Source organism: Lysinibacillus piscis (assembly GCF_026012395.1).
In the GTDB taxonomy this organism is placed as follows: domain Bacteria; phylum Bacillota; class Bacilli; order Bacillales_A; family Planococcaceae; genus Lysinibacillus; species Lysinibacillus piscis.
Window position 1 is genome coordinate 62,201 of record NZ_BRZA01000004.1, and the last position, 23,352, is coordinate 85,552.

Here is a 23,352-nt window from a genome sequence, read left to right on the forward strand (position 1 = left end):
GAGTATACGTTTGAAAGGATGTTGGAAAAATGGCTAAATTTTATGCAGTAAAGGCTGGACGGGAAGTTGGGGTATTTTCAACATGGGCTGAATGTGAAAAACAGGTAAAGGGCTTTCGAGGAGCTCAATATAAATCCTTCCCATCCAAAGAAGAAGCAGAGCAATTTGTCCATGGCAATACAGCTACGAAAACAGAAATTAGCAGTACAGATTTAGTGGTCTATGTCGACGGCAGCTACTCCAATATATTAAAAACGGCAGGCTTTGGCTGTATATTTTTGCAAAATAATGAAGTAATTCATACTGTATCAAAAGGTACACCTATTGACCCGACAGAAAATCTATGGAATGTCTCTGCTGAAATTGAAGGTGTCCTCTATGCAGTCCATTGGGCAATTCAACAGCAATATTCAGCAATTAATGTGTTCTATGACTACCAAGGTTTAGAAAAATGGGCGACAGGTGAATGGAAGGCAAATAAAAAAACTACCCAACGCTATGTAAAGGAAATGCAGGCTTTAAAGGAGCAAATTACAATTCATTTCTTTAAAGTCAAAGCGCATTCTGGTGACCCATTGAATGAGCAGGTCGACCAACTAGCAAAAGCGGCATTACTAGAGAATGCAAAGAAGAACTAGGTGAATGAATAGGGTTTCTGTAGTTAGGACACTTGAAAAAAAGTATTTTAAACTACGAACTGCCCCCGATTGATAGATACATCGAGGGGCAGTTCAATATTAAAGGGCTCTAATTATTATGTCGTACCAACTATTGTTAGCAGTCGTTGATGAATAGCCGACCACTCCTGATTCAAATCAACCGTCATGACCTTCAAAGAATAGTGGTTTATGTTATAGGATAAGGAAAGCTCCTCTGTAGTCGTTTGTGGATAAAGTAAAATGCCCTCCACTATCTTATTCTCTGGAACGATTAAATTAGCTAAGTAAGCATATAATTGATATAAATTAACACTCTTCACCTTCTCAGCATCATAATAGGTGGATAGCGTATGTTGATAATATTTTGTATCGACAATTATTTTTCGGCTCTCATTCTCTAAGGAAATATCTGTCTGCATTATCGGTAAATAATATAAATTCTCTCCTGTTGCCTGCCATGTAATATTTTCACGATATACTTTAAAGCCTCGAAGTTCTTGCTTATAAAATTGCCGTACAAAGTCCTCAAATAGCCGTGCCATTGCTCTAGGCTCACGCTCAAAATCTGCAAATTGACTATCCTGCCCCTCCTCATGTAACAATAAAGATTCCATCAAATATTGACATATCTTTAAGATAAATCGGTAATGTCGATTATGACGATAAAATTGGAGCTGCTGAAATACTTGATGTGACAACACAATCGTATCAATTTGTGCAAACAATTTAAAAATAGGAAGTATCTCGTTTTTAATCGACTTTTCTATTGCTGAACATGTTAATAATGCCTGCAATGTCGCCTTAATAATTTGATTGTGCACAATATTTTGGTCCAACTCATCGTAATCACAAACCATTTTAGCCTGCCGAAATGTCATCTGATGAAGGGAGGGCTGAAATTGCAGCTTGCCTCGCAATGTAGCTAGTGTATCGGTTTGCTCTCTATATTCCTGATACAAACCACGTTTTATTAAACTAGGGAGACGAGCTAGCAGTATTCTCGTCAGCAAATGCTTCATATCCTTCTCATCGCCACGCATCACTTGAATTGCGTCTTTTTCCTCTAAATGATTCCATGCATAACACAGCATATAATATACATTTTTAATTGGAATGCTACTGTAGCTTTTGAAGGAGTGCATCTACTTTTTCCTCCCGCTCAAACCAATACTCTTTCAGCAATGGCGCAATTTCCAAACGGATAATACGCTCATACCAGCTTTGCTCATCCTCGATTTGCTCTACGTTTGGACAAAAGTAACTATGCCCAATTTCAAAGCCTTTTCCTAAATTCATCGTATCCTGTACAATTTCTTGATTGACCTCCTGTATACCTACCACTAATTTATCAATAAAGCCTTTACTAATACCTTTGTGCATTAAATGCTGCTGAAAGGCTTCTTTTTCAAAGGCTGGCTCGATTGGAATAAATGAAAAGCGTCGTCTTAGTGCATAATCCACTAATGCTAAGGAACGGTCAGCCGTATTCATTGTGCCAATAATATAAAGATTAGGTGGTATCGAGAAAGTTTCCTCCTTGTCACTGTACGCAAGCTTTACTGCATATTGGCTGCCTCGTTTATCTGCTTCAATCAACATCATGAGCTCACCAAAGATTTTCGATAAATGGCCACGGTTAATTTCATCAATAATCATATAGTAAGGATTGTCAGGATCTTGTAATGCCTTTTGACATAGTACATAGAAAAGACCATCCTTTAATGCAAAATGTCCATCTGCTGTTGGTTTATAGCCTCTAATAAAATCTTCGTAGGAATAGGATGGGTGGAATTGTACCATTGTGATTTTGCTCTCATCCCTTGCCTCCATATGCAAATAAGCTAAACGCTTAGCTATGAACGTTTTTCCAACACCTGGTGGTCCTTGCAAAATAATATTCTTTTTATAGTCTAACGTTTCCACCATTTCTTCCACACTACTCTGTTCCATAAATACGTCTGACAGCATTTGCTCCATTGAATAAGGCTTACCTAATCGATTGCCTTGCTGCCCATATGCCATCCGCTCTAAAACATTTTCAATTAAATCAGTGTATGTCGTAATATTTGTTACAGCTTTGACGGGTAAATTCGATTCTTCCCAATCCAATGCTTGATGGTAGAGCCATTCAACATGACGCGTAGAATGGAATCGATTATTGGCTGGTTTGTATTCATAGTCCCCCATAATCTGCCCCACACCAATAATTTGCTTTGTGCCTTTTTTGACAAAGATATAATCCCCCACCTTCATCTCTTTTACAAACTGGTAATTCGCTAAAGCATCATTGCGTGGTGAATTTTCATAGGCATATTTCTCTTTTAAAGCGACTGCTATCTCACTTTTATTTTTATACCCTCTTAAATCACCAAGCTTTTTCCATCCAATACCGATATAATCATATGTTAAAAAATCCTGCCAATGGCTACCTTGCTCTCCTGCTGCTACTAACCAATAATTAGGCGTTTCTGTTGCATCATTAGGATGGAATCGTTCAAATAAGAAGCTGAAAAACTGGTCAATTTCATAGTAAATCGGTAAATCGGATCTCTTTCCAACAATGCGTTGATAATTTTCAACGATTCGTTCTTTTTCTAGGCATTGCTGAAATTTCATAAATTTCATACCTATCGAATCACCCTTTGTGTATTGTGGGTTCAACGCTAAAATATTTTCCACTGCCACCTTGTCACGTTGATTGTAGAAGCAATAATAATGAGCAAAAACATTGCCTATTATTTCACTTACCACACTACTACCAAAACCGAAAATTTTATATTGGTCATTTGTAATAAATTGGTCAATACGCATCGGTAGTGGGTCTTGTCCATGAATCAAATACTTCAAGCTCGCTCGATATTTTTCAATAGGTGCATTGATTGTACCAAGCGCTCTTTTTTTAGCAATATCCATCCGAAAGGCATTGACATGGTCGCCAATTTTCTGCACATCCTCCCATTGCATGTTTTCCAAAAAGTCATTATCATGAAATTTTTGAAAATACGTATAGGCACTATGTATATACGCTTGAATGGATTCCATGTATTGGTTAGCAACATCCTTGTACATCATCAAATAGCGTTCCAATGGTGTAAATGTTAGCTTTACATCAATCAATTGCGGTGTTTCCCAAAAACTTTGCAATAGCTGATATTCCTCTGTACTCAATTTATAATTAGTTGAATTGGGCATTTTAAAAATTAATAAATTCATTGTTTCAGGTAACTGTTTTAATTTATAGCGAAATAATAGACCTGCCTCCTCAGTCAAACGATAGGTAGTAATACGCAAATTCACACGATAGGTATCTCCCATTTGATAAGGCACAGATGTAATCACACCAAATGCCACCAATCCGCCACTATCCTTGACCTTACCATCTGAACGCCAAATAAATACACTGTCACCTATCTGGATTTGTTCAATATAATGCTTTTGTTTCACCGTCCACCAAATATCGGTTGTTTGCTGAATATAATCATCAAAACTTAAAATCATGCCCTCCTGCTGAAAGCGCTCAGGATTGCCTTGGAACAACCAATGATTCATCTTAATCCCCCCATCCTTGACATCATTTTATCTAGTACTCTAACAAAAAAGCAATCTTGAAGTAAGAACATTGCTCACTCCAAGATTGCTTGTCTATTTACAACTATTCAGCAAATACAATATGCCACTCATCGCGCTTACTTAAAAATTCCTGTGCCAATGCCTGTGCACCCTCTAAGCTATGGCTTGCCGCCCAGCCACATTGCACCTCATTACATGCTGGTACATGGTCTGCCGCTAAAACATCGTGTAATGTTTTGTCCAGTACCTCTAAAATTTCATCATAGTTCTCATGATTAATGACCGCTAAATAAAAGCCTGTTTGACAGCCCATTGGTGATAAATCAATGACATAGTCCGCATGATTGCGAATACGGTCTGCCATCAAATGCTCTAGTGAGTGTAATGCTGGCATTTCCATATGCGCTTTGTTTGGTTGTTTAAAACGAATATCGTATTTTACGACAACGTCCCCATGCTGACCTGTTTTTGTACCTGCTAAACGTACATATGGTGCAACTACCTTTGTATGGTCTAAATCAAAGCTTTCTACATTTGTTTGTTCCTTTGTCATTTCGTAATCCTCCTAATATAGCTGCATTGCTTGAATAAAGGCTTGTATACGCTCATTGTTATTGTGCTCGAAGAAAGCATCTGTTGTGCCATCAAATAAAATCTCACCATTCTCTAAAAATAGAATACGGTCAGCTACTCTACGTGCAAAATTTAAGTTATGTGTGACAATAATCATCGACTTATCTTCCTCTGCTAAATCCTGCAACACTCGTAATACTTCACCCTCTAACTCTGGATCAAGTGCACTTGTTGGTTCATCAAATAATAAAAACTGTGGCTCCATTGCCAACGCCCTTGCAATCGCCACACGCTGCTGCTGTCCACCAGAAAGCTGTGAAGGGTAGCTGTCCATTTTATGTTCTAAGCCTACCTTATGCAATAACGTTTTTCCTTTTTCTACTGCCTGTGCTCGACTTTGCTTTAGCACTGTAACAGGTCCTTCTATTACATTTTCTAAAACCTTCATATGCGGAAATAAGTTAAAGCTCTGAAATACCATAGCTGTACTTTGACGAATGGCTAATTTATCCTTTTTAACAATCGGTTTGTCTAGTTGAATGGTTGTACCTGCGATTGTTAATTGTCCTCTCTCTGGCTGCTCTAATAAATTAATACAACGAAGTAAAGTAGACTTACCAGAGCCAGATGGTCCTAAAATAACCGTTGTTTCTCCTTCTTGAAAGGTAATATCAATATTTTTTAATGCTTCATGATCGCCAAAAGATTTATAAACATGCTGAAACTGTACGATTGTCGCCACCTCCCCTTATACATACTTCGATGCGTATTTTTCCAGTCTACTTTGAATCACCATTAGCACACTGATAAAAATTAAATAGATAAATGCACATAATGTATAAATGATCAACGGCTCATATGTACGAGCTGTAATTTGCTGCCCCACCATAAATAAATCAGCCAATGTAATACTTGCTACTAATGATGTGCCCTTTACTAAATCGATAAAATCATTGGCAATCGGTGGTAAAGAAATACGAATGGTTTGTGGCGCAATGACACGACGCATCGTTTGCCAATACGTCATGCCAAGTGATTCTGCTGCCTCCCATTGCCCCTTTGGTAGTGCTAAAATCGATGCACGAATGGATTCAGAGGCATATGCTCCTGTGTTTAACGAAAAAGTAATGATTGCCGCCATCCATGCATCCAATGTAATTCCAGCCTTTGGAAGTCCGAAAAATACGATAAATAATTGCACTAATAGTGGTGTTCCACGAAAAATCCACACATAAGCACCAAATATCACCTGTAAGTATCGTTTATTCGATATACGAGCAAGTGCTGTCACAATCGCAATGACCAATGCAATCGCAAAGGATAGCAGCGAAAGGGGTATTGTAATAACTAAACCAGCCTTCAAAATCGGCCAGATGGAATCGAGCACTAACTGCATTTCTCTGCTCATTCGTGCACACCTCTACTCTATAAAATTTGAAAAATCCCTCTTACTGCTATTAGTTGCTTTTAATAATATCTTCAGCAAAGTATTTTTCAGAAATAGCTGCAAATGTACCGTCTTCACTACGCTTTTTAATGATTTCATCTAATTTGTCACGGAATTCTGCATTACCTTTATTTAAAATTAAACCAATATCAGAGGAGCTTGATGAACCTTCTACAATTTTTAGTTGTGCATCAGGCTGTTCTTTTAAATATGTTAGGAATGTAACACGGTCATGAATTGTACCATCTGCACGCCCCTGTGTAACCAACTCCAACGAGCTTGTTAAATCAGTCGCTGGTACAATTTCAGCTCCTAGCCCTTCAGCATCTTTTGCAAAATTACTTGTAATCGTTTGAGCTGCTTTTTTTCCTTTTAAATCTTCAATTTTTTGAATGTCTGTATTATCTTTTTGAACTGCTAATACGGCTACTGATTCCATGTAAGGGATAGAGAAATCATATTTTTCCTTGCGCTCATCCGTAATGGAAATATTATTAATAACAAAGTCATATTTATCTGTATCAAGACCTGCAATTAATGAATCCCACTTCGTTTCAATAAATTCCGATTTCACGCCTAAATCTTTGGCGATTTGTTCTGCAATTTCGTATTCAAAGCCTGTTAGTTTACCTGATTTATCATGATAACTAAATGGAGGAAATGCCCCTTCTAAACCAATTTGAATAACGCCCTCATCTTGAATTTCCTGTAGTTTATTTACTTGATCTTCTTGTTTAGTTTCATCACTTGTACCACATGCTGCTAGTAATCCTGCTGTTAATGCTAAAGATGCGAATAATTTTTTCATAATCATTTCCTCCAAATTTTAATTCCTAGTTATTTTATTTGTTTTATAGTAATACATAAATTTCTGAAAATCAATACTATTTTGTCGAATGTTCACGAATTCATGTCGAATATCTATCGAGCTCTCACTTTCAATACAAAAAAGTGCGAATGCTGCATAAGCATTCACACTTCACATAGCTATAAACTTAAAATAAACACAAGTATAATAACGATTGGTACAAGGTAGGTCATTAAGCCATACCATACACCAAACATGCCATCTCCAAGCTTACTTCCTTGTAAAAATTCTACTCGAATGGTTTCCTTCGGTACACTCCAACGGATAAATATAGCAATAATTAAAGCACCAATCGGTAATAAAATATTACTAACTAAATAATCGGTTGCATCAAAAATGCCTTTCCCGAAAAATGACACATCCCCTAAAACACCAAAACTGAGTGCAGCAGGAATCGCTAGTATAAACATGACAACGCCTGCACCATATGTTGTCACTTTACGATTCGTGCCACGATTTTCAACAACGGCTGAAACGATAATTTCAAACATACTAAAGGATGACGTAATCGTTGCAAATAAAAATAACAATAAAAACAGGAATAAAAAGACCGAACCAAACGGAATTTGAGCAAATACAGTTGGTAAAACATTAAACAGTAACCCTGGACCTGCTGTTGGCTCAATGCCAAAGCTAAAAACAGCTGGGAAAATAGCTAATCCTGCTAATAAAGACACTAAAATATTCAGTACAACAACCGTACCAGCTGCATTTGGCAAGCTTTCCTTTTTACTTAAATACGAGCTATATGTCACCATACAGCTAAAGCCTACTGCTAGACTAAAAAACGATTGACCTAATGCAAACAACACAGCTTCCCATGTAATATTCGAAAAATCAGGTGCTAAAAAGAACTTCACACCCTCCATCGCATTGTCCAATGTCAAGCTACGCACAACTAAAATAATGAAGAAAATAAACAACAGTGGCATAAGTACCTTACTTGCTTTTTCAATCCCTTTTTGCACACCTGCTGCAATAACAAATACATTTAATAGGATAAATACAAATAAACCAGCTAATGTGATCCAAGGTGTGCTAATCACATAACCAAATAGCTCATCATATGATCGATTGCCACCTATAATTTGATTGATTGCGCCCAGTAATGTATAAACAATAATCCAACCACCAACAACTGCATAAAAGGATAGTAGCAATACGCAGCCAATGACGCCAAGTAATCCTGTCTGTTTCATCCAAGAGGACGGTGCAAGCTTATGATAAGCACTCACCGCTTCTTTCTCTGCCTTACGCCCAATAACATATTCTGCGATTAACATTGGTAGGCCAATTAAGACTGTGAATAGCACAAATAATAAAAAGAATGCACCTCCACCACTTTGTCCTACAACATAAGGGAATTTCCAAATAGCGCCAAGTCCGATGGCAGCTCCTGCTGATGCTAAAATAAAGCCGATTTTCGATGACCATTGTTCCTTATTTTCCATAGACTCGCCTCCCACTTATAGTTCTGTACGTAATTGCCAAAGCTCTGGGAAAAAGTACTGATCGAGCACTTTCTTTAAATAACTCACACCACCAGAGCCACCCGTTCCCATTTTAAAGCCAATAATGCGCTCTACCGTTTTCATATGACGGAAACGCCATTGCTGGAATAAATCTTCAATATCTACTAGCTCCTCTGCCAGCTCATATAAATCAAAGTATTTCTCAGGCTCACGGTAAACAGCCTTCCATGCCTCTTTCACACTATCATTTGACTCATATTTTGCTGTGATATCACGATTCAATACATTCTCATCAATAGCAAATCCGCGCTTCGCTAATGTGCGAATAGCCTCATCATATAAACTTGGTGTATGGTATGCCTCCTCCAACTTCGCTAAAATGGACTCATTATGGGCATAAATTTTTAAAATATGTGGTGTTTTATAACCAAAATAGAACTCTAGCAAACGATTTTGATAGGATTGGAAGCCTGACGAATTTCCAAGTGAATCTCTAAATTTCAAATAATCCGCTGGTGTTAAAGTCGCCAATACATCCCAAACATTTTTTAATTGATTTTGCACTTGTGAAACACGAGCTAATTTTTTAAATGACTCAGGTAAACGCCCTTCTTTAATATCAATTGTCGCTGATTTAACCTCATGTAAAATTTGCTTCATCCACAGCTCACTCACATGGTGCACAACGATAAATAACATCTCATCATGCTCCTCTGTCAATGGCTGCTGGCAAGCTAATACATCATCTAGATGTAAATAATCTGTATATGTCATTCGGTCTTTAAAATCTGTGACAATTTTCTTTTCGCCCTCAAATGGCTTGTATTCATTTGTCATGTTATTCCTCCTCTTTGATGACAGCTCTGACAGGGCTACCATCTGCTCCTTCAATTAATAATGGCATGATAATCATGTCATAACGTCCCTCCTGCACATGCTCCAGCAAAAGATTTTCCACAATATAAATATCGTTCTCCTCTAATGCATGATGAATTGGCAATGATTTAGACTGTACTTTATCAACTGATGGCACATCTACACCAATTAGATTAATGCCATGTTCACGTAAATAATGAACGGTCTCAATCGTTAACGTCGGTACTTCTGCAGGGAAAATATGTGGATTTGCCACTGTCTTTGTTTTAAATAAAACAGCATTCGCACCTGCTAACCTCCCTTGTATATGACTCACTTCAATCAAATCATCATTCAAGCATTCCACCACGACAGCTTTACCAATACAACGAGTAAAATCCAGCTGCTCAAATGTCTTGCCATCACTATTAAAATGAAAAGGTGCATCCATATGTGTGCCAGAATGTAAGCTCATTTGTAGCATACCAACATTCACAGAACCTGTTTGTGCCTTCGTTGCTACTGTTTCATAACGAAAGCTCGTATCGCCTGCCCATGTAGCAATATGCTGATTTAATGGCTGTGTAATATCAATCCATCCCATTAGGCAACAATCTCTCTCTCATTTGAAAATTTCTCATATGCTTTTGTTTCCATAATTTCTCGTAAAATCGCAAAGCATTGGTATACTTCTTCAAATGTATTGTACATAGCAACCGCTGCCAAACGAACGCCTTTTGGTGCACGGAAATCAGGAATCACATGACGTTCCTTTAACGCCTTGCAAATACGTGCCGCATCTTCATGCTCCAAATAAATATGACCACCACGACGTTGATGATCCATCGGGTTACATATCGTGAAGCCGTAACCATCTAACATTTCCTCGACACATTGCAACATATAATCAGACAATGCTAACGAACGCTGACGCACCTTCTCAATGCCCATTTGATTAAACAACTCCAATGCCCCTAACAACGGCGCCATACTGAACACATTCGGCGTACCAATTTGAAAGGCTCCTGCTTCAAATGCAGGCTCAAATGTATGACTCATCGTAAATTGTTTTTCTTTATCTGAGCCAAACCAGCCAGCTAAGCCAGGCTTCATCCCAAAATGTTTTTCATGGACAAACAGTGCACCTGAACTACCTGGACCACCGTTTAAATGTTTATATGTACACCAAAAGGCAAAATCCACACCCCACTCGCGAAGCGCATGTGGCACAGAGCCCACGGAGTGACAAAGATCAAAGCCAATGACAATACCACGCTCATGTGCTGCCTTTGTTAAACGTGCCATATCAAGTATTTGACCGCTACGATAAAGCACACCTGGTAAAACAATTAAAGCAATGTCCTCTGTCATCGCTGCAATAATATCGTTCTCATCTAATGTTTGCCCATCTTTTGAAGAAACTTGGACTAAATGTGTTTCATCATACCCTTTTAATGCTAGCTGTGCTTTCAACGCATAAATATCTGATGGGAAATTTAAAGCATCCGCTAAAATTTTTGTACGCTTGCCCTCTGGTTTATAAAAAGTCGCTACTAGCTGATGTAAATTTACTGTTGTAGAGCCTGTCACAATCAGCTCTTCTTTTTTTGCACCAACGATTTCTGTCATTTGCGCACCAATCTTTTCGGCTAGGAAATACCAAGCATTTTCTCCTTGTGTCCAGCCATCAATGCCATAATTTTGCCAAGAATCCTTTAAATCTAGCAATGTTTGTTCTGCTCGTTTTGACATTAACCCCAACGAATTTCCATCAAAATAAATACGCCCTTCTGTAACACAAAATTCATCACGCATTGAAGGAATTTCATATGTTGCATCTAATTGTTTCGCATAAGCTAAGTTATTTGTCATCATGACAGCACCTTTCTAAATGTTCAGACTTTTCAAATTGATAGTACCATCGTATACTAGCAGTAGTCAACGACATTATGTCGGCGAAATACAAAAAATAATAAGGTGAGTACGATGAATAAACGCATACAACAAAAAATGGCGACACGTGATAAAATTTTACGCATCGCACAAGAGGTTTTTAGTGAATATGGTTTTCAAGATACAACAATCACATTAATTATTGAACGTGCAGAAATTGGCTATGGAACTGTCTATGGTCATTTTAAAAATAAAGATGAAATTTTAAGTACTTTAATTGAGCAAACAATGTCTGCCTTTTTTGAAGTCGCACATATGTCCTTCCAGCCAAAATCCGAGCAAGAGGCCATTGCCATTATTAGCACCCAAGTCGAACAATTTTTAACACTCGCACGTGAATATAAACAATCATTACAGCTAATTCATGAAGCTATGCGCTACAGTGATTTAATTCGACAAAAATGGGCTGAAATTGTACAAGATTTTGTGGCTAATATTGCACAAGATATCGCCTATTCTAAAACACAGGCATTTATCAAGGCGAATGTAGATGCCGAAATCATCGCCCAAGCATGGTTTGCCATTAATGAAACATTTTTATGGAACATTGTGCATAATGACCAATTATCGATCACACATATTGCTGAACAAATCACGCAATTTTATATTTCTGCACTTTATTAAGGAATCCATTTCGTTTAGATTTTTTAGGTTTGTAATGCTCACAAAAAATCAGCTAACCCTCTAGTGATAGAGGTTAGCTGATTTTGATTACTTATTTTTTACACTTTCCTTAAATTGCTGTGCAAAAGAGATAAAGGTTTCTAATGGCATTGGTTTTCCCCAATAATAGCCCTGCATTTCACTGCAGCCATAGTCAGCCAGTTTTTGCATTTGCTCCTGTGTCTCAATACCCTCTGCAATCGTTTGAATATTAAGTGCCTGTGCCATTGAAATAATATATGGTACAATGCTTTTTTGCTCATCGCTCGCAATATCATCAATAAATGATTTATCGATTTTTAAATAATCAATTGGTAATCGTGTCAAATAATTAAGCGAAGAAAAACCTGTACCAAAATCGTCTAAAGCAATTTTAATACCATATCGCTGAATTTCCTGAATTGTCTTTCTTGCTCCATGTATATCATCTAGTAAAAAGCTTTCCGTAATTTCCATTTCCAGCATTAATTCTTGTGCCGCTGCAAGTGTCATCACTTCTTCAATTTTACTAAAGAAGCTACATACCTCTAGCTGCTTCGTCGAAATATTAATCGCCAGCTTAATTAAAATATTATTATCCTTTAGCTGCTGATGAATATGAAGAATTTCATCTAAAATCCATTCACCAATCGGAATAATCATACCATTGTTTTCAGAAATAGGAATGAATTTATCAGGGGTAAACATAATCCCTTCAGACGTTTCCCAACGAATCAATGCCTCCGCTCCGACTAAAGTTGGTATCCCCTGTTTGTAAGATATTTGCGGTTGTAAATAGAGCTTAAATTCATTTTTTTCTAAGGCTTTCTTCAATTTGATATGCATATCGAGCACTTCATGATTGCGCCGCTCAATCTCTTCTGATGAGAAAGAATAACGGCCTTTTCCTGATTCCTTCGCATCATACATAGCAGCATCCGCTTTTCTTACTAAGCCTTCAACAGTTGTTTCATCATGTGGTGCTACAGCAATACCAATACTAATACCTAATGTAATTTCTTTTTCTTCCACAAAATAAGGCTGTTGAATAGCATAAATAATGTCCTCAGCCATCATTTTTACAAATTCTAAATCTTTGACAGCTTCCAAAATAACTGTAAACTCGTCTCCGCCTATTCTAAATACAGTATCTGAGCTTTTTACACAGGCACTAATTCGACTTGCTACCTCTTTTAAGAGCTTATCACCAACATTATGTCCCAATGAATCATTAATCATCTTAAAGCCATCTAAATCCATACACAAAATAACGACCATTTGATCGCTGTGATTACTTGTAACAATGGCTTGCTCTAGTTTTTTATAGAACATGGAACGATTCGGGATTTTCGTTAACGTATCATAATAGGCCAATTTATAAAGTTGTTGCTCTGTTTTTTTCATATCACTAATATCTGTTGAAATGGAAATGTAGTTTTCCACTATTCCTTTTTTCCCTTTAAGTGGTGTGATAGACATCCACTTTGGATAAATCTTCCCATCTTTACGCTTATCCCAAATTTCACCTTCCCAATAACCATGCTCTTTAATGGATTTCCACATATCCTCGTAAAATGCTTTGTCATGTATACCTGATTTCAGCATTCTAGGTGTATTCCCGATTAACTCGTGCTTACTATACCCTGTCATCTTTTCAAATGCCTCATTAATACGCAAAATAGTACCATCTACATCGGTAATTAAAATACTTTCTCCCGCTGTACTAATAATGCGATCAGAAATCAATAATTCTTCATTCAATAGCTCCAGACGATGCACATATTCCTGCATTTCTGTCACGTCATGTAGCATATAGATGGAACCAATAGCAGCTCCATCTTTATCCAAAATCACTTTTTTATATTCTGTAAAATAAAAAGATTGCTCATCTTTTGTTAAAACAATTAACTGGTCAGGCTCACTGATCTCTAATTGATATTGAGCTGGTAAGAATGTCAACACTTCCTCTAATTGAATGCCAATATAATTAATGTTTTTCTTTGCTGAAAATTGCCCGTTACTGAATTTGCCGATAAATTCTCTTGCAGCTGGATTCACATCAATAATTTTATTCGAAACATCCACAATAAAGGAAATAACCTTCAAATTTTCTACTAGCAATTCTCGAGCCACAGAAATCATCGTATGGCGAGGAAGTCGGAATATCCCCCAATAAGCGATGATGAGCGTCAATAGTATGCTAATCGCTGTATAATCGATTGGCAAAATATTTGTAAAAAAGACGATACTGATAAAATTAATTAAAAATGTTACCGCTGTCCCAATAAAAATAAAGGAACTTTGTTTACGATACAGTCGTGAAGAATACAACGCCTTAAACATAAATTTTGTACACACGTAAACAATATTTATATATGAAAAAACCGTATGTATATAAAACCCAATCTCATATTTCTTTTGAAACATGAGTACCCCTTCAACATGCACTCTTTTAATTTCCCCAAAGAAAGCATATGGGAAATTCGTAAACAATGAAAGCATAGATAGAGCAGGAATGAAAAATAAAGCAAGTAACTCCTTCAAGTGCCATTGCTTTTGATTAGTATAATTAGTTGCCCAAATGACATAACAAGGTGGCAATAAAATGACACTAATAAATTTCAGTTTGTGTAATATAATTGCCAATGTATCTGACTTTATATATAATGAAGCAGCTTCCGCTAAAAACCAAAACGAAGCAATCACAACGCAAATCATTAATAATTTCGCAATTTTTGCATGTCGTACTCTATATAATAAAAATAAAAGTATAAACGCTATTATCAGACAAGTAAAAAGTAAAATTGTATACATCTCGCTACCTCCTACGTTCAGCCGTTCACAGACACATTGATGTCATTAATCGTGCATCAATACACCCAAATGATAGCATCTTCAATGTAAGAGAGACGCTACTTCATCTATGCTAATCGTACTATTGCTAAAAGCGTTTATCAATACTAATAAAATGTACTTTTAAAGACATTTTTTTAGACAGCTATTATTCTTTTATATTCGCTGGCATTTTAGTAGCCTCGTAGCGTTTCCCATGATAAACATAACCTTGTTTACGATACATATCCTTCGCTGTATCTTCGCCTTCAGCAATTAAAATTATTGTTTTATTAGCAAATTGGTTTGCTACAAAGCGTTGCATAGCTGAGCCAATGCCTTTTCGCTGATATTCCTCCAGCACAAAAAAATTATCAATTTCAATCGTTGTGGCCGCTTCAATTAAATCCAAAGAACCTACAATACGATTGGCAAGTACCGCTATTACTTGATGGATAGATGGATTTTGTTGATTTTGCTGTAATAGCCATTGCTTCTGTTGAGCGAATTCCTCACCATAGCATAAATCTCCCTCATACTGTAATGCTGCATAGTGTGGAAATGTTTGTGTATCTACAAATTGGATTTTGGCATTCCCCTGTATATTTCCTTGAAATAGCATCGGGTCAATTGCATACAATTCTCGCCATGTCATTAAATAGCCTTGCTCCTGTAAATACTCTTTTAGTGCTACTGGTAATTCCTCATCTGCTGGAAATATCCACTTTAGATGCTCCTGCCCACGCTCTAAATGGTAGGATTTTTGATACATTTCTATCTCTTTCAAGCGTTGTAATGTAGGTATCTTCAGCCATTCGATAAAATTACTATCATAACGACTTCGCATTTCCTCTTGATGATGGTGCTGGTAATCCTCTGTTTCTGCTACAACTGTACTAAAACGATAAATTTGTTGAAATGTAACCATATTTCTTCCCCTTTTCATCTACTCATATAAAACATACATTACTATATTTTTACTGCAGATGCACAAAAATAAATGGCCTCCAAATTTTTATCGTCCCTATGCGATGTACCTTACACAAAATTTGTATCTATATACATAACATTTCACTGAAAAACACATTATATTGATACATATTTTCCATCGGTTTTTCTCTAGCCTTTTAAGAAAGAGGTGTTGAAGCATGGATGAGCTATTATTGCTTTTAGGAGAAAAAATTAGAACAGTACGTGAGGCACGTGGATTGTCACAGGAGGAGCTAGCAGAAATGGCCAATATTAATCGGTCCCGTATTTCAAATATTGAAACAGGAAAAATCAATATCACGATTAATACATTGGTATCTATATTAAATGCGCTAGAAATTCATTATGCCGACCTGTTCAATTTTAATGAGCAAATTAAAACAAGTGATATCAAGGAGAAAAAATATTTATTAGAAATTCAATATTTACTGTTGAAGGATCGTAGCCTAGAAGAAATTAATTACATTGTCGAATCAACAAAGCTTTTCATACAGACAATCGATACAAAAAATAAACACATCAAAAATAGTCAAGAGCGATGAATGCTCTTGACTATTTCTTGTTGTTGAAAAAAGATTAGGTCCCTCGTAGAAGGTGACCTTTCTGCAATTTATCTATACAATTTTGTTGATTGCTTACGCAAGTTTTGCTGACGCTTTGCTTTCGTACAGAAAGATTGCTGACGTTACGTAATATATTGATTCATTTCAGCCATTTCAATTTTTATGCTAACCATTTCTTGCTTCATTTTCTCCATATCCGCTTTCATATCGGTCATATCCTTAGCGATGTTTTGTAGTATATGTTCTGTTTCATTTGCCATCTTAGTTCCTCTATCGCTTCATAATAGTAACGATACATGTAAACAAAATTGCCTAGTTTTTAACTATGCTATCACATATGGTAACTATTTAGTTCATCTGATATAAGAGGCATTTTATATAAGATGATCCGTTATCATACAAACAATCACACAATTTCACATCACCTTAATAAGTTAAATGGCATCATTTATACCTAAAACCATAAATGGCTCCTGATTGTCTAAATAATAGGAATTAAATCCAAGTTGATCATAAAAAGAAACTAATCGCTTAATATCTTTTTTACGTTTCTTTTTATGTTCATCACTAAAATCAACTTCTTCAATTGGTGATGGCTTTAGGACAATGTAATCAATGTCTAAAATTTCACATAGCTTAACTAATTCCTTTATCGCCAATTTTCCATAACCTTTACTCCGATAAGCAGATTGCACTAAAATTCGATTTAGCATAAGAAATTTAGGAGACCAGCCTTCAACCTCTTCTTCAAACACTTCAAGAAAAGCAGACATTAACCATTCTTCATCACCTGATATAGCATCTGCTGCGTCCCATAATTCACTTTTATTCAATTGATTAGAATTATAAACCCTAAAATGAATATTTCCTACATTCTTCTCGTCTTCCTCTGTATGAAGAATTATCGCAGAACTTCCATTTAGTACAGGAAATTCTAAATCGGCAATCATAGAAGAGTTTATTGAAATAGAGCTCCATTCACCTTCAGTCGGAACTAAATCTTTATTCGATAGTTGTTGAAAAAAAGTTGGTTCTAACACAGTTTCGCCAAAAATTATATTACTAAGAATTTCAAAAAAACCTGTGCTTTCATTAATAACACCTAGCTTTATTAGATGGTTATAGATAGATTCAAGTTGCATTACTCAATGATAATTTCCTTTTTTCTTCGTCTTTTTATTAACTGTATAATAGACTAAATCTCCCGTTGGTAAAACAGCAAAATGAATTTCATACATATTTGTAGAGATAATACCAGTTGCCTCTTTTGTATATTGGGTAGAGGCTTCTGAATATTTATCAGTAGCACATTTTATAAAGGCAAAATTTTTCTTTTGATTCAATGCTGAAGCTTCAAACAATAATGCTTTCTTTAAGTCTTCTATTTTTTTAAAGTATGGTAAATAATATCGTTTAAGCTCTTCTGTAATTTCCACTTTTAAGTCCCCCTAGCTATTAATAACTCCAAAATAACACGAACATAAGTTCCTGTAAAGTGTTAAGTTAAAATCATACTTTGGGTTTGGGATTACTTAAAAAAAGAATAGAACAAATTGATTTAACTACAATAAAACCTAAACAAGTTTATAACATTCTTTTTAAAAATTCTATAATTGTTCAGACACTTATCTTACATTCTCAAACACTTTACACGAAAAATGAAGGAAGGTATTATTAATAGATTTAAATCCTTTTTAAACAATAAATTAAATTAATTTCTAAAAAAGGTTAATAAAGTTTTCAATAAGGATTCAATTCAGCACAACTTAAAGGCAATAAAAAAGTGCCATAAACGTTGATTAAACAACATTTATGACACTCAGTGAAATTTAGTAAATCTCATGATATGGAGACGGCGGGAGTTGAACCTGCCGTCTCAAAGTACTGATATATCAATGCTTGCGGGGGCGATTGATTTTTTTGACTACGTTTTATAAAAATGTATTTCAAAAGTAATTCGATTTATTTAAATTGCAATAGTGCAATGATTCAAGTGGGAAAATTTCAAATTGTTAAATATATTACCTATCCTTATTAATAAGGTAAAGGTGTCACATTTAAAAAGATACAATTTTGAGTTCGGTCTGTAAATAAAACGCTTATAAAACCAATAATCCCAACAGTATAAGCAATTATGAAAAATTTAAATAACACAACTATTGATAATTCGATAATTTATTTTTTATTAAATTTTACTTGTCCTAATTGATGGTACATAAAAAGAACTCTATAGATTCTCTCTTACCTCCTTCATTATCAATCACTGCAATTTACCACAAAAAATTTATCACAATTTTAAAAAAATGTAAATTTCTTTTGATGAGAGCAATTCAGAAGCTATATAACGAAGTGAAAGAATTAATGGCTTTCTAGCATTTTATGGTGGAGGAGATTTGTATGTTAAAATGTGCTTCATGTGAAAGAACGGACTTTTTACATGATGAAGAAGATACAGTTTATTGTTCTATTTGTGCAAGTAGAACATATAAAGCAACAAGAGAGCTATGCCTTGTTAAGTGTCCTTATTGCAAAAACGAAACAACAGGGAAGGCTGCCTATTGTAAATGGTGTAATAATTGGATAGCAGATAGGACTTAATCATGAAGCTTGGACGTATTCCATATTCGTGAATACGGGTCATCATTAGAGCAAATACCAATTGCTTTGATAATCCCCTCAAGAAATGGCTAGTATCTTATCAACTATTACAATTAATGGTCCCTTCTTGGCTGCTGGGTAAAAAAGAAATAACAAAAGGGATAGTACCTAAAGCAGGTTCTATCCCTTTATCATTATTGCTTCTTTCGCTTACCTGCCCCTTTAGTTGAATAACAAAAAAGTAAAAAGCCGCCTGAATCAATATTTTATTAAACATCTTTACTTAAATAGACTAAGCTGTTTATCTAATGACTTATATTAGAGCATGTTTTGAAAAGATTGATCAAAACATGCTCTTATTTAATGTGGCAGATTAGATTCTTTTTTTAAAAGTTGATTATTTTTAAAACCCTTTTTGTACTAAACCAGCTAATAGGTTGTCAATATCTTATTGTAAAATAACCATTTCTTTATGGACTGAAGAGTTGCATTTAAAGCCAAGTCCGAATAGATATGTTGTTTGTAAAAAATTTATTGCTTCTACGTTATTATTAGACACCTAAAATCTCTTTATAAAATTCCGCGTAGCTATCTACATTTCGATTCATTACTTCAATTAGAGTATCCATTTCACTACTTGTTGTGTCAATCATAAGTAAGTGTAACAAGAAGTAAATAGAGATAAAACAAAAGTGGTTATGTGCATATGTTCTAAGTGATGCCTTACTGCTCTTAAATGATGATGAACTAGCCCCATGAGCTCGATCATTTCTCATAGTGAACAATATCCCATTCACTAACAAATGTAATTTATCTTCAAGTTTAATCGGAATGTCTTCATTACTATCACTAGAGATAGATAAATTCACAGAATCGCTATTGAAATACACGAAAAAAAATCTGCTTCCTTTTCTAATAGAATTGGCATAATCCATTTCATTGAATCCAAATTTCCTAAATGAAAGCTCTACTATCCGCTTCATTTTCTCATCATTTACAATTAACTTCCCATTTTCCTTCTCTACTTTTAATAACCTCTTCAATAACAGTCCTTCGTTCTCCTCAGCAGGCTTCGAACCATCGTATTCTTTAAAAATACGAGAATATAGGTATTGGCAAGTAATTTGAGGAATATTTTTCAATAGTTTTTCGATTAACCCTTTAGAATTATCATTTTGATTGATTATTTCGGTCCACTCATCAATACTTTTTTCAAGTTTTCCCTTTAAAGTAGTTTCATTAAACAAATTACCTGCATATTGATCAAATGCACGAAAAATAAAATCAAATGCAAAATTCGGATGCTTATGCATTACATCTAATGAATCTATAATAAAAGAAACAGCAATATTATGATAATTTTCCGATGAATAACTTATTGGATGTGGTAGGAATAATTCTTTACCACTTTTTTTAAAATTGTCAATTCTATTCTTATACTCATTTTCCGCTTGAAATGGTTGAATATTGGGCCAGTCCTTTATATAGTCATGTCGTTTTTGGCTGAATGATACAGTACTACTCGTCATAAATGAATTCACTCCTAATTAAATTTGTAAATTTATTACGGTGATGAAGAAGTAATCCCAAGTTACTTATTATCTTCTGTAACCATAAAAATAATGCCCTTTACTTTTTCTTTTTTTTATATTACCGTCACTTAAAGACCTTCCTTCAGGTATATATAATTCATCCAATATTTAAGGTTACTTCACTCTTCGAATCAATTATATTCTAAAACCCTAATTTATTATTAATATCTCTGATAATTTCGTTATCTTGTTGAATCTCATTTATTAAATGTTGTGAAACATCTTGAACTGCTTCTATAACTTCTTCTAAATAAAAATTCACGTCATCCAGAATACCATCTGTTGGGTGATTATCTTCATCGAAATTCAAATAGCCATAATACACTTCTATATATCCTTTTAAATTCTTATTTAGTATAGTATTATTTACTAAAACATCAATTAAATCTGTTCCTTCATTTTCCGGATTAAATTCACCAGTTATTGTAATAGTTAAAACTCCACTGCTAAAATTTTTAAACTCTAGCAATGTTTTATTTAAAGAAAAATGATCTTCACACTTCCACATTTCATTAGCTTCATGATTTTCTATATCAATGCTTATTCTTTCATTTATTATTTCGATAATTTCATATTGCATATCAGTTAAATTGCTAGTTATTGTTATATGTTCATCATCATTACTATTGAAATTTCTTATCGACTGTTGGATATTGACCAAATCTAATTGTTGTATTTTATCTATTAAATCGAAATATTCATCAGATAAAATATCAAATTGATTAGTTAATTCTTCTTGGTAATCTAGTAATTCTCTAATAAAATTCCCCACGTCATCATATTCTCTTATAATTTCTTCCCAATTCGCTGAAAGTGAAGTCAATCCCCCCAGTTCTCTATGATGCTCTATATCCATTTCTATTAATTCTCTTAGATGTTCTTTTTGCATCTCTTCTTTTAAATCTTCTAAAAATCCTGCATGTTCAGTCTCCAATTTAAAATCTTCTATTAGTGTTTTATTAAAATGATTTCTATAATGAAATTGATTTTCAAGATTTAATGATAAGATACTTTCTTGTATATCTGGATGTAGCTTATCTTTTTCATTATCTGCTGAGAAATCTACTGTATTTCTAGTTATAAAATACATATGGTCATTACTATTCAGCTCATTTTTTGTATATTCAATTAAAGATTCTACAATCACTGCATCTGCTAATGAATCTTTATCTTGTTGACTATAGTGGAAAGGTCTCTTTTTATATAATTGGCGAAGCTGTGCTTTAAAAAGAATTTCTGAAGTTTCCTCTAAATGAATGACATGTTCATGAGAAAATAAATCATTAAATAAATTTATAGCATCAATAATGTATCTTTCTTTGTTACTTTCAAAAAGTCCTTTGACTTCCTTTATAACACTTATTGCATTAGGTATTTTTTCTTTAAATATTTTCATCTCATCTACATTATTTATCCAATATAAAGATTCTACATTCTTTTTTATTAACTTCAAATGCGAATCGATTTTCTCTATTTCTTTATTAATATGTCTATTTACTTCCCTAATTACTATTGATGGAATAACTAATTTAATCTCACCATAATCTAAAAGCTTTTTCATTTGCCCATATGTCTCAGGCTTATGACTTTCATTTCTTGATACAACCATATCTAAATATATATTAGTGTCTAATGCTAGATATTTCATTTATGTTGTTTGCACCCTTTCTCTAATTCATAAAATACATTCCTCGCCTTTTATCTAGGTATCCTTAATTTTTCTACTTTTTGGACATTAACCTTTAATATTAATTCATTTTGGTTTAACTATAATTATCCTAAAAACTCTATTTTTTATAATATTATCTAAATATGCATAATCAAATACTAAATTAAGTCTAGAACTCAGCTCCTGCGGAACGTTCTCTAAAAATTCAATTCTTTTAATGTTTGAAGTGAATACAACAATATATCCGTTCAAATTATGCACATTACCTATTGCATCATCAAATTCTCCTTCTTCTTTGCTGCCAATATAATATGGGGCTACCAAATAAACTAGTTAAAGAACTTTCACTTTTATAGTTTGCAAGATTGATTTTAGCGACACTATTAGTTTCATCTAAGTACTTATGTAATATCCTGCCTATATCAGTTTTCCTAGTATTAAAGGATGCTCACGTGAAGCTTTCCATCCTAAAAAGCGATGTACACTCACACTAAATAGTACATTTGGGATGGTTGACAAACAAAGATAAAGAGCAAGTTCATCTTGCCCCCAACCTTCCTTGATATACCGAGAAATCTTTGCTTTATTTCAAGTCATTTGGGACTTAGAAATAATATACACTACTTTTCTTTATTTAGGATATTTGACTATAACTAGAGCTTCTTTAATGCCTAAACATTTTGCAATCGTTAGACGATGCTTACCCTCACCTTCAATGTAGTATTTATCATCGATATAAGTTACCACTGGATACCATTGTCCCCATTGTTCCGGATCCAACAGAAATTTTTTGAACTGCTCTCTTCCTTTATATCTATCAAAATTAATGCCTTTATACACTAATATGTCTAATGCTTCTAACCAATTTCCAGCTCTATCAGCATCAGGTCGACAAATTCCCTCTAAATCATTTAAATTCATCGTTTTCAACTCATTTTTAGACTCATCAAATTCATCATCAGTAAGATATATAGCTTTGTATGCCATTGATGCTATTTTACTTTTTAACAATGGATCAATTTCGAAAATCTTAAGTTTTTCATCTAAATTCATGTTTGCCCCTCCCTAA

The 23,352-nt window shown here is 34.6% G+C and carries 21 protein-coding genes; 3 read left to right on the plus strand and 18 right to left on the minus strand.

Translation table 11 applies throughout. The annotated features are described in order from the left end of the window. Positions 1-29 precede the first annotated feature (29 nt). Positions 30-638, plus strand: coding sequence for a ribonuclease H1 domain-containing protein (locus OPF91_RS14725; RefSeq protein ID WP_264989652.1), 609 nt, complete (start codon positions 30-32; stop codon positions 636-638). A gap of 116 nt (positions 639-754) precedes the next feature. Here the strand turns inward: OPF91_RS14725 and OPF91_RS14730 are convergent, their stop codons facing one another. The 10 genes from OPF91_RS14730 to kynU all read right to left on the minus strand — a co-directional run bounded on the left by OPF91_RS14730 (position 755) and on the right by kynU (position 11,319). After that, on the minus strand, positions 755-1,801 hold the full coding sequence (locus OPF91_RS14730; protein ID WP_264989654.1) for a 5-methylcytosine restriction system specificity protein McrC: 1,047 nt from the start codon (positions 1,799-1,801) through the stop codon (positions 755-757). Then, positions 1,776-4,208 carry a DUF8426 domain-containing protein gene (locus tag OPF91_RS14735; protein ID WP_264989656.1) on the minus strand — a complete coding sequence of 811 codons (2,433 nt, stop codon included), beginning with the start codon at positions 4,206-4,208 and terminating at the stop codon, positions 1,776-1,778. The genes OPF91_RS14730 and OPF91_RS14735 overlap by 26 nt, the downstream gene beginning before the upstream one ends. Before the next feature lie 103 nt (positions 4,209-4,311). After that, complete coding sequence (locus OPF91_RS14740; protein WP_264989657.1) at positions 4,312-4,782, minus strand: S-ribosylhomocysteine lyase; 471 nt, start codon at positions 4,780-4,782, stop codon at positions 4,312-4,314. Between the two features lie 12 nt (positions 4,783-4,794). Continuing rightward, positions 4,795-5,535, minus strand: coding sequence for an amino acid ABC transporter ATP-binding protein (locus OPF91_RS14745; protein WP_373877064.1), 741 nt, complete (start codon positions 5,533-5,535; stop codon positions 4,795-4,797). 15 nt (positions 5,536-5,550) lie between these two features. Next, positions 5,551-6,210, minus strand: coding sequence for an amino acid ABC transporter permease (locus tag OPF91_RS14750; protein WP_264989659.1), 660 nt, complete (start codon positions 6,208-6,210; stop codon positions 5,551-5,553). 49 nt (positions 6,211-6,259) lie between these two features. Beyond that, positions 6,260-7,057 (minus strand): transporter substrate-binding domain-containing protein, encoded by a 798-nt coding sequence (locus OPF91_RS14755; RefSeq protein WP_264989660.1) that lies wholly within the window; start codon positions 7,055-7,057, stop codon positions 6,260-6,262. 179 nt (positions 7,058-7,236) lie between these two features. Next, positions 7,237-8,568, minus strand: a complete 1,332-nt coding sequence (locus OPF91_RS14760; RefSeq protein WP_264989661.1) for a sodium-dependent transporter — start codon at positions 8,566-8,568, stop codon at positions 7,237-7,239. A gap of 15 nt (positions 8,569-8,583) precedes the next feature. Further along, positions 8,584-9,426 (minus strand): tryptophan 2,3-dioxygenase, encoded by an 843-nt coding sequence (gene kynA / locus OPF91_RS14765; RefSeq protein ID WP_264989662.1) that lies wholly within the window; start codon positions 9,424-9,426, stop codon positions 8,584-8,586. Position 9,427: 1 nt separating this feature from the next. Beyond that, a complete protein-coding gene (kynB, locus tag OPF91_RS14770; RefSeq protein WP_264989663.1) occupies positions 9,428-10,048 on the minus strand; it encodes an arylformamidase in 621 nt (206 codons plus the stop codon). Further along, positions 10,048-11,319, minus strand: a complete 1,272-nt coding sequence (gene kynU, locus OPF91_RS14775) for a kynureninase (protein ID WP_373877062.1) — start codon at positions 11,317-11,319, stop codon at positions 10,048-10,050. Before kynU ends, kynB begins: the two co-directional genes overlap by 1 nt. A gap of 111 nt (positions 11,320-11,430) precedes the next feature. Here kynU and OPF91_RS14780 point away from each other — a divergent pair, with 111 nt between their 5' ends. Next, entirely contained in the window at positions 11,431-12,021 is a 591-nt protein-coding gene (locus OPF91_RS14780) for a TetR/AcrR family transcriptional regulator (protein WP_264989666.1), read from the plus strand. 87 nt (positions 12,022-12,108) lie between these two features. On the opposite strand, the gene OPF91_RS14785 is transcribed toward OPF91_RS14780, so the two are convergent. Together OPF91_RS14785 and OPF91_RS14790 are read right to left on the minus strand one after the other, a co-directional pair. After that, the gene (locus OPF91_RS14785; RefSeq protein ID WP_264989667.1) at positions 12,109-14,853 is read right to left on the minus strand and encodes an EAL domain-containing protein; all 2,745 of its coding nucleotides are present in this window, start codon (positions 14,851-14,853) and stop codon (positions 12,109-12,111) included. Between the two features lie 187 nt (positions 14,854-15,040). After that, positions 15,041-15,799, minus strand: coding sequence for a GNAT family N-acetyltransferase (locus OPF91_RS14790; RefSeq protein WP_264989668.1), 759 nt, complete (start codon positions 15,797-15,799; stop codon positions 15,041-15,043). A gap of 220 nt (positions 15,800-16,019) precedes the next feature. Here OPF91_RS14790 and OPF91_RS14795 point away from each other — a divergent pair, with 220 nt between their 5' ends. Then, the gene (locus OPF91_RS14795) at positions 16,020-16,403 is read left to right on the plus strand and encodes a helix-turn-helix domain-containing protein (protein ID WP_264989669.1); all 384 of its coding nucleotides are present in this window, start codon (positions 16,020-16,022) and stop codon (positions 16,401-16,403) included. 143 nt (positions 16,404-16,546) lie between these two features. On the opposite strand, the gene OPF91_RS14800 is transcribed toward OPF91_RS14795, so the two are convergent. From OPF91_RS14800 to OPF91_RS14825, 6 genes are all read right to left on the minus strand, one after another. Next, on the minus strand, positions 16,547-16,684 hold the full coding sequence (locus OPF91_RS14800; protein ID WP_264989670.1) for a hypothetical protein: 138 nt from the start codon (positions 16,682-16,684) through the stop codon (positions 16,547-16,549). A 174-nt stretch (positions 16,685-16,858) separates the two neighbouring features. After that, positions 16,859-17,566: a GNAT family N-acetyltransferase gene (locus tag OPF91_RS14805; protein ID WP_264989672.1), complete on the minus strand. Its 708-nt coding sequence runs from the start codon at positions 17,564-17,566 to the stop codon at positions 16,859-16,861. A 3-nt stretch (positions 17,567-17,569) separates the two neighbouring features. Continuing rightward, a complete protein-coding gene (locus OPF91_RS14810; protein ID WP_264989673.1) occupies positions 17,570-17,860 on the minus strand; it encodes a hypothetical protein in 291 nt (96 codons plus the stop codon). Positions 17,861-19,573: 1,713 nt separating this feature from the next. Continuing rightward, positions 19,574-20,551 carry a hypothetical protein gene (locus OPF91_RS14815; protein WP_264989674.1) on the minus strand — a complete coding sequence of 326 codons (978 nt, stop codon included), beginning with the start codon at positions 20,549-20,551 and terminating at the stop codon, positions 19,574-19,576. Between the two features lie 205 nt (positions 20,552-20,756). Continuing rightward, positions 20,757-22,262 carry a PIN domain-containing protein gene (locus OPF91_RS14820; RefSeq protein WP_264989675.1) on the minus strand — a complete coding sequence of 502 codons (1,506 nt, stop codon included), beginning with the start codon at positions 22,260-22,262 and terminating at the stop codon, positions 20,757-20,759. A 651-nt stretch (positions 22,263-22,913) separates the two neighbouring features. Next, on the minus strand, positions 22,914-23,336 hold the full coding sequence (locus OPF91_RS14825) for a ParB N-terminal domain-containing protein (protein ID WP_264989676.1): 423 nt from the start codon (positions 23,334-23,336) through the stop codon (positions 22,914-22,916). Between the last annotated feature and the right edge of the window lie 16 nt (positions 23,337-23,352).